Origin of the sequence: Streptococcus sp. 27098_8_70 (assembly GCF_041432215.1) — a bacterium.
Taxonomy (GTDB): Bacteria; Bacillota; Bacilli; order Lactobacillales; family Streptococcaceae; genus Streptococcus; species Streptococcus oralis_CP.
The window spans coordinates 514803-526646 of record NZ_JAPVZD010000001.1; the positions used below are offsets into that span (position 1 = coordinate 514803).

General features: G+C 39.3%; 18 protein-coding genes, 1 pseudogene and 1 other annotated feature. Of the genes and pseudogenes, 10 read left to right on the forward strand and 9 right to left on the reverse strand.

Annotation, left to right across the window (positions count from 1 at the left end):
• Window positions 1–152: 152 nt before the first annotated feature.
• From rpmA to O3655_RS02490, 4 genes are all read right to left on the reverse strand, one after another.
• Entirely contained in the window at window positions 153–446 is a 294-nt protein-coding gene (gene rpmA, locus O3655_RS02475) for a 50S ribosomal protein L27 (RefSeq protein WP_000916509.1), read from the reverse strand.
• A gap of 16 nt (window positions 447–462) precedes the next feature.
• Window positions 463–807 (reverse strand): ribosomal-processing cysteine protease Prp, encoded by a 345-nt coding sequence (locus O3655_RS02480; protein WP_000613705.1) that lies wholly within the window; start codon window positions 805–807, stop codon window positions 463–465.
• Window positions 808–822: 15 nt separating this feature from the next.
• Window positions 823–1137 carry a 50S ribosomal protein L21 gene (gene rplU / locus O3655_RS02485; protein WP_000109141.1) on the reverse strand — a complete coding sequence of 105 codons (315 nt, stop codon included), beginning with the start codon at window positions 1135–1137 and terminating at the stop codon, window positions 823–825.
• A gap of 34 nt (window positions 1138–1171) precedes the next feature.
• Window positions 1172–1292, reverse strand: a sequence feature (ribosomal protein L21 leader region).
• 54 nt (window positions 1293–1346) lie between these two features.
• Entirely contained in the window at window positions 1347–2042 is a 696-nt protein-coding gene (locus O3655_RS02490) for a YoaK family protein (protein ID WP_308697067.1), read from the reverse strand.
• 156 nt (window positions 2043–2198) lie between these two features.
• On the opposite strand from O3655_RS02490, the gene O3655_RS02495 reads away from it, so the two are divergent.
• Together O3655_RS02495 and O3655_RS02500 are read left to right on the forward strand one after the other, a co-directional pair.
• On the forward strand, window positions 2199–3176 hold the full coding sequence (locus O3655_RS02495) for a Gfo/Idh/MocA family protein (protein WP_070568867.1): 978 nt from the start codon (window positions 2199–2201) through the stop codon (window positions 3174–3176).
• Window positions 3173–4255, forward strand: coding sequence for a DEAD/DEAH box helicase (locus O3655_RS02500; RefSeq protein ID WP_070568870.1), 1083 nt, complete (start codon window positions 3173–3175; stop codon window positions 4253–4255). Before O3655_RS02495 ends, O3655_RS02500 begins: the two co-directional genes overlap by 4 nt.
• A 24-nt stretch (window positions 4256–4279) precedes the next feature.
• Here the strand turns inward: O3655_RS02500 and O3655_RS02505 are convergent, their stop codons facing one another.
• Window positions 4280–4657, reverse strand: coding sequence for a DUF1934 domain-containing protein (locus O3655_RS02505; protein ID WP_308697066.1), 378 nt, complete (start codon window positions 4655–4657; stop codon window positions 4280–4282).
• A 71-nt stretch (window positions 4658–4728) separates the two neighbouring features.
• On the opposite strand from O3655_RS02505, the gene O3655_RS02510 reads away from it, so the two are divergent.
• Window positions 4729–6036 (forward strand): HD domain-containing protein, encoded by a 1308-nt coding sequence (locus O3655_RS02510; protein ID WP_049490219.1) that lies wholly within the window; start codon window positions 4729–4731, stop codon window positions 6034–6036.
• Between the two features lie 9 nt (window positions 6037–6045).
• Entirely contained in the window at window positions 6046–6852 is an 807-nt protein-coding gene (yidA, locus tag O3655_RS02515) for a sugar-phosphatase (RefSeq protein WP_049490220.1), read from the forward strand.
• Window positions 6853–6952: 100 nt separating this feature from the next.
• Here the strand turns inward: yidA and O3655_RS02520 are convergent, their stop codons facing one another.
• Both O3655_RS02520 and O3655_RS02525 read right to left on the reverse strand, forming a co-directional pair.
• The gene (locus tag O3655_RS02520; RefSeq protein WP_254727852.1) at window positions 6953–7231 is read right to left on the reverse strand and encodes a DNA-binding protein; all 279 of its coding nucleotides are present in this window, start codon (window positions 7229–7231) and stop codon (window positions 6953–6955) included.
• Between the two features lie 72 nt (window positions 7232–7303).
• The gene (locus O3655_RS02525) at window positions 7304–7609 is read right to left on the reverse strand and encodes a helix-turn-helix domain-containing protein (RefSeq protein WP_371641144.1); all 306 of its coding nucleotides are present in this window, start codon (window positions 7607–7609) and stop codon (window positions 7304–7306) included.
• 83 nt (window positions 7610–7692) lie between these two features.
• Between O3655_RS02525 and O3655_RS02530 the strand changes: the two genes are divergently transcribed.
• The gene (locus O3655_RS02530; RefSeq protein WP_078352971.1) at window positions 7693–7860 is read left to right on the forward strand and encodes a YjzC family protein; all 168 of its coding nucleotides are present in this window, start codon (window positions 7693–7695) and stop codon (window positions 7858–7860) included.
• A 162-nt stretch (window positions 7861–8022) separates the two neighbouring features.
• Here the strand turns inward: O3655_RS02530 and O3655_RS02535 are convergent, their stop codons facing one another.
• On the reverse strand, window positions 8023–8214 hold the full coding sequence (locus tag O3655_RS02535) for a DNA-binding protein (protein WP_254727848.1): 192 nt from the start codon (window positions 8212–8214) through the stop codon (window positions 8023–8025).
• A gap of 106 nt (window positions 8215–8320) precedes the next feature.
• On the opposite strand from O3655_RS02535, the gene O3655_RS02540 reads away from it, so the two are divergent.
• Window positions 8321–8980, forward strand: coding sequence for a DUF4145 domain-containing protein (locus O3655_RS02540; protein ID WP_254727846.1), 660 nt, complete (start codon window positions 8321–8323; stop codon window positions 8978–8980).
• On the opposite strand, the gene O3655_RS02545 is transcribed toward O3655_RS02540, so the two are convergent.
• Window positions 8952–9074 carry a hypothetical protein gene (locus tag O3655_RS02545; protein ID WP_265342529.1) on the reverse strand — a complete coding sequence of 41 codons (123 nt, stop codon included), beginning with the start codon at window positions 9072–9074 and terminating at the stop codon, window positions 8952–8954. The genes O3655_RS02540 and O3655_RS02545 overlap by 29 nt on opposite strands.
• Before the next feature lie 297 nt (window positions 9075–9371).
• Between O3655_RS02545 and O3655_RS02550 the strand changes: the two genes are divergently transcribed.
• From O3655_RS02550 to O3655_RS02565, 4 genes and pseudogenes are all read left to right on the forward strand, one after another.
• Window positions 9372–9725 carry a helix-turn-helix domain-containing protein gene (locus O3655_RS02550; protein ID WP_254727844.1) on the forward strand — a complete coding sequence of 118 codons (354 nt, stop codon included), beginning with the start codon at window positions 9372–9374 and terminating at the stop codon, window positions 9723–9725.
• 1 nt (window position 9726) lies between these two features.
• Window positions 9727–10821, forward strand: a complete 1095-nt coding sequence (locus tag O3655_RS02555) for a hypothetical protein (protein ID WP_254727842.1) — start codon at window positions 9727–9729, stop codon at window positions 10819–10821.
• A gap of 223 nt (window positions 10822–11044) precedes the next feature.
• A pseudogene (locus O3655_RS02560) lies at window positions 11045–11426 on the forward strand (ImmA/IrrE family metallo-endopeptidase).
• A gap of 12 nt (window positions 11427–11438) precedes the next feature.
• Complete coding sequence (locus tag O3655_RS02565) at window positions 11439–11723, forward strand: hypothetical protein (RefSeq protein WP_254727840.1); 285 nt, start codon at window positions 11439–11441, stop codon at window positions 11721–11723.
• The last annotated feature ends 121 nt before the right edge of the window (window positions 11724–11844 follow it).

Here is an 11844-nt window from a genome sequence, read left to right on the forward strand (position 1 = left end):
ACAAAATTCATCTACACTAGTAACAAAAAATTGTGGGTATCAAAACAAAAAAATAGGCTCTCCGAAAACTCGGAAAGCCTTATTTAATGCTACTTCTAGCTTCCTCGCCTTTTCATTTTAAGGCTCGGGATAAAAAGGTTTACTGAACCTTTTTATTTTGCGATTGGGTAAACAGAAACCTGCTTTTTATCGCGACCTTTACGTTCAAAGCGTACTACGCCTTCAACTTTAGCGAACAAAGTATCGTCTCCACCACGTCCAACGTTTACACCTGGGTAGATGTGTGTACCACGTTGACGGTAAAGGATTGATCCACCTGTTACAGTTTGTCCGTCAGCTGCTTTAGCTCCAAGACGTTTCGCTTGTGAATCACGTCCGTTTGATGTAGAACCTCCACCTTTTTTGTGGGCGAAAAGTTGCAAGTTGTTAAGAGTCATTTTTAACATAATGTTTTCCTCCGTGTTAGTTTTCTGTGATAACTCTGGTTTGGACGAACTCAGAAGAGTTCTCCGATAAGTTTGCCATACCTAAGAAAAATGATTCGAAGAATAACTGGGTCATTTCTCTCTGGTGTGAAGGAAGATCCGCTGGTATTTCAACCTTTAGATAGCCGCCTTCATCTTCGTTTAATTCTAAGATTGGTTCATAGCCTGCAAATTTCTCAATGGAATTGACAAAGTTAATGGCAAGCGTAGAAACCGATGCACACACGACATCTAAGCCGTATTCGCCACTTTCGGCGTGTCCAGTAATTTCCGCACTCCTCAGCTCGCCATCTTCGGCTCTCTCAAAGACTGCTTGTATCATGTGTTCTCCTTAAAATTAAGCGTTGATCGCGTTGATGACAACTTTTGTATATGGTTGACGGTGACCTTGTTTACGGTGGCTACCTTTTTTAGGTTTGTACTTGTAAGTAACAACTTTCTTTTGTTTTCCTTGTTTTTCAACAGTTCCAACTACAGTAGCTCCAGCAACAAGTGGAGTTCCGACAACAGTGTTTTCACCACCAACAAGAACAACTTCGTTAAAAGTAACTTCTTGACCAGCTTCAACGTTCAATTTTTCAACGTAAACTGCTTGACCAACTTCAACTTTAACTTGTTTTCCGCCAGTTTTGATAATTGCGTATGTGCTCATTATGCACCTCCTATGATTTTTAGGGTTTCCCCGTATTATTGTGAAGACTCGCCTAGCATCGTGGGACGAACCACTTAAAAGAAGAGCTCTAAGTATAACAAAATTTAAATTTGTTATACAACGAGCAAACGATGTTCGTGCGGTTGCACAGGACTGTGCATAGTCAACTCTTCAAGTATAGCATATCTTCTTTTTTCTTACAAGTGAAATCAATTAAAATTAAGCTTTTTCTTTCCCTTTTTCCTCCAAAAAGCAAAAAGCATGCTGAAGTAAAAGATACTCATCATAAAAGGAACACCTAGAATTGTCTTCTCTTGATAGTAAATCGTCAAATAAGCTGAGAAAACAACTCCGAAGACAAAACTACTAAGCAAGCTAACAAAAATCAAGCCCTCTCGTAGAAAAGGCGTATGCTTGGTTCGGAAATAATCCCCAAAAGCCAACATGGTTCGTTTAATATTCCCAGTCATAAAGGCATTATTATAGGCGATACCCGAAACTTCTCCAAAGGCTGTTGTCACCAGTCCCATACAAAACGCTAAGGGTGGAACTAGGTAGATATTGTCTACTGACAAGGGAACAAAACCAATGATTATGGATAAGACCGCGAGTGGTATCAAGGACAAAATCGGCTTTTTAACAATTCGAAGTTTTTCCTTATACAATGTCAGAAAAAAGACACCCATCATAAAGGACAACAAGGTCATCACTTTAGCACTGGCGTCCGAGACATTCTGCTGAATGAGTCCTACAGAGAGAAAAACAACATTCCCAGTTTGTCCAGCCACAAGGGTGTTCCCTCGAACGATAAAGGTATAGGCATCGACATATCCTGCACAAAAAGTCAAAAAAAGCGCTAGCCTCTTAGACTGACGTGATATTTTTCTTATTGGTAATAATCTCATTTTCTCTCCCATTTCAGTTTCATTTACTCATTTCAATATTGTACCATTTTCTCCAAGAAATGCGTAGTCCATTTGAAAATTTTTACCATCTATTGGATAGTCTTTCTTTTCTATGTTATAATGAAGGAAGGATTTGAAGTCGGAAAAGGAGTATTTATGCTTAAATTAGGTGTCATCGGAACAGGCGCTATCAGCCATCATTTCATAGAAGCAGCCCATGCTAGCGGAGAATACCAGCTGGTCGCAGTCTATTCTAGAAAACGAGAAACTGCCGCAACCTTTGCTTCTTGTTATCAAGATATCCAACTCTTTAATCAATTAGAAGACTTCTTTAAGTCTTCCTTTGACGTAGTCTATATCGCTAGTCCAAACTCCTTGCATTTTGCTCAAGCCAAGGCTGCCTTGTCTGCTGGTAAGCACGTCATTCTTGAAAAGCCAGCTGTCACTCAGCCACAAGAATGGCTAGATTTGAAACAAACAGCTGAGAAAAATCACTGTTTTATCTTTGAAGCGGCACGAAACTACCACGAGGAAGCTTTTACCACTATTAAGAATTTTTTGACAGACAAGCAAATCTTAGGAGCTGATTTCAACTATGCCAAGTATTCTTCCAAGATGCCTGACTTATTGGCTGGACAAACGCCAAATGTCTTTTCAGACCGTTTTGCTGGTGGAGCTCTTATGGACTTGGGGATTTATCCTCTCTATGCTGCCGTTCGCCTCTTTGGAAAAGCTCAGGACGCGACCTATCAGGCTCAACAGCTTGACAATAGCATTGACCTAAATGGAGACGGTATCCTCTTCTACCCTGACTTTCAAGTTCATATCAAAGCTGGGAAAGACATCACTTCCAATCTTCCTTGCGAGATTTATACAGTAGACGGAACCTTGACCCTCAACACGATTGAGCATGTCTGCTCAGCTATTTTTACCGACCACCGAGGAAAGCAAGTCCAGCTCCCTATCCAACAAGCTCCTCATACGATGACTGAGGAAGTTGCTGCGTTTGCACAGATGATTCAGCAACCAGACCAGACACTTTACCAGAACTGGCTGGATGATGCAGGTTCTGTTCATGACCTATTATATACCATGCGCCAGACTGCTGGCATTAGATTTGAGGCAGAAAAATGAAAACCAAACTACCCACTGAATGGCAAGAACTAAGCGACCAGCTCGGTTTCCAAGAATTCACCCCCATTCAAACTCGACTATTTGAGCCCATTCTTGCTGGAGAAAATCTTCTAGGAGTGAGCCCAACAGGAACTGGTAAGACCCTAGCTTACCTCCTGCCAAGTCTTCTCAGACTACAAAAGAAAAAAGCCCAGCAACTCTTGATTCTAGCACCAAATACAGAACTTGCTGGACAAATTTTTGATGTATGTAAAACGTGGGCAGAGGCTATCGGCTTGACTGCTCAGCTCTTCTTATCAGGTTCCAGTCAGAAACGCCAGATTGAACGACTCAAAAAAGGACCAGAAATACTGATTGGAACCCCTGGCCGTATCTTTGAGTTGATTAAATTGAAAAAAATCAAGATGATGAATGTGGAAACCATCATCCTGGATGAATTTGACCAATTGCTCGATGATTCTCAGATTCACTTTGTCGAGAAAATCACTCACTACGCACCTCGTGACCATCAACTCATCTACATGAGTGCGACGACCAAGTTTGACCAAGAAAAGATTGCGCCAAACACGCGCACTATTGATCTCTCTGACCAAAAATTGGATAACATCCAGCATTTCTACATGCAGGTAGACCAACGTCACCGAGTGGATATGCTACGAAAACTGGCTCATGTAGAGGATTTTCGTGGCCTTGTCTTCTTTAATAGCCTATCAGACCTTGGAAGTGCGGAAGAAAAACTGCAATATCGAGATGTCTTGGCTGTTTCCCTCGCTAGTGATGTCAATGTCAAGTTTAGAAAAGTTATCTTGGAAAAGTTTAAGGACAAGCAGTTAACCTTGCTCCTTGCAACAGACCTTCTGGCTCGCGGAATTGATATCGATAGCCTAGAATGTGTCGTAAACTTTGATATTCCTAGAGACATGGAAACTTACACTCACCGCGCTGGCCGTACAGGTCGAATGGGTAAAGAAGGCTATGTGATCACTCTCGTAACCCATCCTGAAGAACTTAAAAAACTCAAGAAGTTTGCTACAGTTCGAGAAATTGTCCTAAAAAATCAAGAACTCTATATCAAATAAGGTTGGCATTCGCCAACCTTTTTCTTATCCCCAAGTAATTTCTAATTGATAGCTGGCAAAGGGGTGTCCCTCTTGGTTTTGCAGTTGATAGGCAAGCTCAATCTTTTGCCTATCCAGTTCATAGTGATTCGTTTGAATGATAAACTCCTGCATCCCCATCGGAGTCGGAATATAGGCTAAACTATCACTATTCTTGAGAAAACGCATAATGGTCTTCGGATTGGAAAAACGGGTCATCACTAGTTCTTGACCATGGAATTTAATGACCACTTTCTCCTTTTCCTCATTGTAGAAAAGCAGATAGCTATAATCTCCCTTTTCACGCACTTCCACGTCATAAAGTTGGTCTATGACTTCCAACTGTTCATCAAACTGAATCCTATTTCGCATCCGAATCTTCACATCAAATCCTCTTTCTTGTCTCTTGTCCTACTATTTTACCAAAAAGAGCAGGATTTTGCTATAATGGTCATATGAACGAAAAAGTATTCCGTGACCCAGTTCACAACTATATCCATGTAAACAATCAAGTCATCTATGACCTGATCAATACAAAAGAATTTCAACGTCTTCGCCGTATCAAGCAACTAGGAACTTCCAGCTATACCTTCCATGGTGGCGAGCACAGTCGCTTTTCCCACTGTTTGGGGGTCTATGAGATTGCTCGACGTATCACAGAGATTTTTGAAGAAAAATATCCTGAAGAATGGGACCCTGCTGAGTCTCTCTTGACCATGACCGCTGCGCTCCTACATGACCTTGGACATGGTGCCTACTCTCATACTTTTGAACATCTCTTTGATACAGATCATGAGGCCATTACCCAGGAAATCATCCAAAGTCCTGAGACAGAGATTCACCAAGTCCTGCTACAAGTAGCGCCCGATTTTCCGGAAAAGGTAGCCAGTGTCATTGACCATACCTACCCTAACAAACAGGTCGTACAGCTCATTTCTAGTCAGATTGATGCAGACCGCATGGACTATCTCTTGCGCGACTCCTATTTTACAGGAGCATCTTATGGGGAATTTGACCTGACTCGCATCCTTCGAGTCATTCGTCCAGTCGAAAATGGTATCGCCTTTCAGCGCAATGGCATGCACGCCATCGAAGACTATGTTCTCAGTCGCTACCAGATGTATATGCAGGTTTATTTCCACCCAGCAACACGGGCCATGGAGGTTCTCCTACAAAATCTCCTCAAACGCGCCAAGGAACTCTATCCTGAAGACAAGGACTTCTTTGCACGCACTTCTCCTCATTTGCTACCTTTTTTTGAAAAGAAAGTTACTCTATCTGACTATCTGGCACTTGATGACGGCGTGATGAATACCTACTTCCAACTCTGGATGACCAGTCCTGACAAGATTCTCGCAGACTTGTCGCAACGCTTTGTCAACCGCAAGGTCTTTAAATCCATTACTTTTTCAGAAAAAGACCAAGACCAACTCGCAACCATGAGACAACTGGTTGAAGAAATCGGTTTTGATCCAGACTACTACACTGCTATTCATAAGAACTTTGACCTCCCTTATGATATCTATCGTCCCGAATCTGAAAATCCACGGACACAGATTGAGATTTTACAAAAAAATGGGGAGCTGGCAGAACTCTCTAGCCTGTCCCCTATCGTCCAATCCCTTGCTGGCAGCCGCCACGGAGACAATCGTTTTTATTTCCCAAAAGAAATGTTGGACCAAAACAGTATCTTCGCAAGCATTACCCAGCAATTTTTACACTTGATTGAGAACGATCATTTTACCCCAAATAAGAACGAATAGAGGAAATTTATGAGTATTAAACTAATCGCCGTCGATATCGATGGTACCCTGGTTAACAGTAAAAAAGAAATCACTCCGGAAGTCTTTTCTGCCATCCAAGATGCCAAAGAAGCTGGCGTCAAAGTCGTGATTGCAACGGGTCGTCCTATCGCAGGTGTTGCCAAACTCCTGGACGACTTGCAGTTGAGAGACGAGGGTGACTATGTGGTAACCTTCAACGGTGCCCTTGTCCAAGAGACTGCTACTGGCCATGAGATTATTAGCGAATCCTTGACCTATGAGGATTATCTAGATATGGAATTCCTCAGTCGCAAACTTGGTGTCCACATGCACGCTATTACCAAGGACGGTATCTATACTGCCAATCGCAATATCGGAAAGTACACGGTGCACGAATCAACCCTCGTCAGCATGCCCATCTTCTACCGCACTCCTGAAGAAATGGCTGACAAGGAAATCGTCAAATGTATGTTTATCGATGAACCAGAGATTCTCGATGCTGCGATTGAAAAGATTCCAGCAGAATTTTACGAACGCTACTCTATAAACAAATCTGCTCCTTTCTACCTTGAACTCCTTAAAAAGAATGTAGACAAGGGTTCAGCCATCACTCACTTAGCTGAAAAACTAGGATTGACCAAAGATGAAACCATGGCGATCGGTGACGAAGAAAATGACCGTGCCATGCTCGAAGTCGTTGGCAACCCCGTTGTTATGGAAAATGGAAATCCAGAACTCAAAAAAATCGCCAAATACATCACCAAAACAAATGATGAATCTGGCGTAGCCCATGCTATCCGTACCTGGGTATTGTAGCAAAAGGTAAGAATAGACAAAAAACCGCTAAGGAGAGCGGTTTTTAGTATGAACATATCACAATGAGGGTAAATCAATAAATTAAATTGCAGTTTTACAGTTACTTAAATCTTAAGAGTACAAAAACAATGATACGGTTACTGCTCAGCAACATGCTGTTGTACCATTCACGAACTGCATCTCGTGGCCAACGCTTGTCATTTATATTTAGAAATCCCTTCTGGTAGCGAAAACGGTCATCGAACGTATCTACAGAAACACCAAGCATTTTAGCCACATCTTTACGCTTGAGTTCCAGAGGGAACGCTTCTTCAATATCTGCTGATTGTAAGACGGTAAACTTAATCTGACTCGCAATCGCTTGGATCAACTCTTCCATTTTTGCTCCTTTCGTGTTATAATTCAGTTAGTTATTTTAGTAAGCGCCTAACTTCCATTAGGTGCTTTTTTGTTACCTTAGTTCATCTACGCTGATTTCTAACGCATCAGCAATTTTCTTGACCGTGTCAAAATATAAATCTTTCACCTCTCCATCTCTTAAACGATAGATTCCAGCAGGTCCGACACCTGCTTTTAAGCAAAGTTTATAAACTGTCCAATTTCGTTCTGAAAGTTTTTCAGATATTTTTTCCCAAAGCATAGCCTTTTTCTCCTTATCTAGCTTTATTTTTTTACTTTTTATGCCTATATATGCTATTGCACTATATATTGTGTTTTCATCAGATTTACTTCTCTTATTTACACTATATATTGACAAACATTGTTTTTTAGCATATAATAGTTCTTGACTAGGACCTCTCACCGTTTTAGTCAAAAATTTCAATAGAAAGGAACAGTCTTATGTCAAAGACTCCAATAAAACCTGGAACAGATAATCAGCCTGCAGGAACTTATGTCGAAAAAGGTCCTCGTGGCGGTAATGTACCTGGTGGTCGTGTTGTTCACATCGATAAAGGCGACAGATTACCACCAACTCAAAAACCAGGTAATGGTTGGATTAAACAATAATCCGATCACTCTACGCATCTAAATAGATGCGTTTTTTTGATAAGCAAAAACTTTTTCCGAAAATATCAATTTGAAACCATGCTTCTGCATAGTATCGCCCATTCTCTTTATACTTTGTAATATAATGAAGCATTTTATTCCCTCCTACTCCTCAACTCTTTGCTACTCAATACCATAATCTTCAATAACCTGAAGAATAAAACTGTTCGCTCGTGGACCTTTTGTCGTTCCACTTAGAATGTTTGTCACTTCCTGTCTCTTAAAGCCGTAAGTAACCGCTAAAGTTGTTTTTTTGATGCCTTTTTCTTTCAAGAAAGCATTAACCTTTTCACGACCGTTTGCGATATCTGGCATATACGTTCCTCCTCTCTTTTTTGTACTATTGAAATATTGCGTTACTCTCCTTATCCCCTTTTTTTCTAAATATGGTATAATCAAGAAAAATGATTGGAGAAGTTTTATGGAGTTATCCACTGTTGATCATCACTTCGGCATAATTGGAAGAACTGTAACTATTCAAATTCCTCAAACTTGCCCTTGGTGCGGAATTGGAAATACTCCCACTAACAACGATGCAGGACATTTAGAAATTCAAGAAGGTCGCATTTTCACTATGCACCATCGTTGTCCATCCTGTAAAAAATACCACATGACAAACCAAGAATGTTTGCATCAAGCTGATGAAACGACCATGGTTCTTGTTTACCCTAACAAAGTCGCTATCAACATAGACCCTCTTTTTATTAAGCACGCTCCTAGATTTGTAGAGTTTTACAGCGAAGCGGTCGAGGCAGAAAAAATGGGACTAGAGAATATCGCAGGAACTGGTTATCGTTCTGCCATTGAATGCTTAATTAAAGATTATGCTTTAGACTTTAAATTAGATGACAAAGAGTATCTATCTAAACCAAAACTATCATTTAATAATGCCATTGACCGGTACATAAAAGATGACGAACTCCTAAAAGGTGCATTGCACTTTATAAGAGAAGTGGGCAATGACTACACCCACTGGGATAAAAGCTCCAGCATCTCTCTTCCTACAATGAAACATTATGTTGAAATTATTATTCAAATCTTTAAGTCTAAATTTATGATGAAGTATCTTCCGGATGCTTGATTCCTAAGCGCATTTCAATTTCTGAGATGCGTTTTTCTTGTTCTGCAACCTTCTCGTATAACTCTTCGACAGAGTAAGCGATGATTTTTTCCATAGTTATACCTCCCTCTTTACAAATTTGTAAACAAGAAACAACTAAATTTTCAACTTTTTTTGTGTTATTACTTGACAAGTTACACCAAATTAGCTAAAATGAAAACATAATAAAAACACTAACAAATCTATAAATACCGTTCTCCAAAACATTTTTTATGATTTATTTCTTAGTTGTTTTTTTAGTTGTTTCTTACTTACAAAAAACATTTTACACCTTTTGGGATAAACAGTCAATAGTTTTACACCAAATTTGTTAAATTTTTTTTGTGATGTCTTAGAAAGGTTGATTTTAACAATGTTTGAGACGTTTGAAAAAATTAAAGAGTTAGCAAAAAAGCGTGGAAAAGCTCTTGGACAAGTCGAAGAAGACTTAGGTTATGGCAGGAATACACTATATAAGATAAAAAACTCTACGCCCAACGCTGAGCGTATCGCAGAGATTGCCAATTATTTCCATGTATCCACTGATTACCTGCTTGGACGGACGGATAATCCGTCTATTGCAAATAATGATACGGTAGCAGGATATACATCGGCTGATCTCAGAGAGATGGCGGAGAATGCCAAGACCTTCGATGGCAAGCCACTTACAGAAGAGGATATTGATGCCATCCAGAACATCATCGAGATTTATTTGAGAGGTAGATAGTATGACGATTACTGAACAAGATACTTTGTTATTCAATAATCTTTTTGAAAAAATATATCAACAACTACCATCAGTTGATAGTTCTAAGGATTATTGGTTCGTAAGAGCTCAGAAAGGGCAATTTTTTAAAAGCTTTCTTACAGGTGGTTATATCGCTATCGGATGGAATTATATAACATTAGATGACCTTAAAAATCTTGACGAAGTTGCAATCAAAGGAAAAATTAAGGAGTTCGACAATAGGATAGAAAAACCTGGTTCAGCCTATAATCAAATGATGAAATTTGCATATAGTCTTAATGTTGGAGATATCGTCATCGTTCCATCGGAATCCCCAAATGATTTTCTTGTTGGTGAGATAACAAGTAGACCTTATACTGAGTCTGATAGTGTCATAGAGTCTGCATCTAACGTTTGCCCATTTAACAAGAGGATGGATGTGCACTGGTTCGGAGTTATACCAAACAGAGATATTGACCCGAAACTTTACAAATTAGTCTATTCAGGCCATACCATCACTGATGCAAATGCCTACAAAAAATTTATCAACCGCGGTCTATATGATGCCTACATCGATCATGACCACATGAGTATCACTTTCAAAGTACAAGAAGAAAACAATATTGATGCTTTTGAATACTCAACATTTCTGTACACTGTCTTGCAAATGGTCAATGTTGTAAAAGAATCTGATGAATTAAAAGATGAGAAAGTCGTTCTAAGAACCAATGTTCAATCGAAAGGACCGATTGAACTACTTGGACATCCTGAAATACTAATCCCGGTTCTAGTATTTATCATTATTCTAACTGGAGGAATTGCTTTTCGCAATTTAATTAAACGCAATGGTGCAAACTTTGAAGTTGATTCTAAGCTTGGGAAATTTAAAGCTCAATTAAATAGCGATGGGGATGAAGCAATCAAAAAAGCCCAGGCAAATAAAATAAATGCCGAGGCTATTGCATTATTAATAGATAAAGGAATGAGTCCGCAGTTTAAAGGCGCTACATCTCAACTAGATATCAAAGTTCCAGAAGTAGCAACTAGGATTCTTCAAGATGAACTACTCGAATCTCCAGAAAAAGTTGAAGAATAATTTCAGAAATAACAAAACTGAGTAAAACGATGATTGGAAGTGTTAGGATTTGTCTTAGAAAAAAGTAACAAATCAAAAAAACAAATGCCGAAACTTGAAACAGTACAGCTAAATGTGCATAGAGTTTCAACTTCATTTTAATCACTTCCTTTCAATTCTATTTTACTCTAGTTCATGAGATAAAACAACTAATTTTAAAAAAATATTTGAAGGATAATAGCCTATGACTATTGAAGAGTTGGTAGACTCACACGGTGTCACTCTCGCCTATTTTGATAATGACCTCTGGCATAAACCAGGAGTCTACATCAAAGAAATCAATATTATTTTTATAAACCGTGAACTGTCAGAGAATGCAAAAAAAACGGGTCATATACCACGAATTAGGGCACATGGACCATTCTGCTGAGTTATACAAAAATAACCACAACAGGTGCGAAAATGAAGCTAATAGACATATGATTCACAAATTGTTAGAAGAAGAACTTGCTCTATCTGATGATCAGTTATCTTTCAACTACTTACACTTCATGAAAAAGCACAAATTAAAAACCATCATAGATGAAGTAATGGTCATTGACGAATATTTTTCTTTGATTAGTTGATAGGAGAATAGTATGAAAATCGGATCACGGACACCGAATATAAAAAAGAGATTATCAGCGCGCACAACTGGATCAGTGACACGAAGGATAAAAGCGAACACATCGCCACTTTATGGGCAAAAAGGTGCTGGATTGGTAAAGGATCCAGAACGAGCAATTTATAATAAAGTTTACAACAAAACTACTTTTGGGGCAGATGATTCAGATGGGTGCACCTATGGATGTGGCTGTATTGTGTTTGTAGCATTTGTGATTATCATGGTAATTTTCTATAACTTTTTGTCAACTCTAATATAAAATTTTTAAAAAATCCCCACGCTCTCAAACTTTGGCGAGTCTGAGCGTGAGGAAGTCGTGTATAAGAAAAAACCATTCAAAAGGGCCTTTTCTTATACTCATTTTACCAAGAAATGAGGTT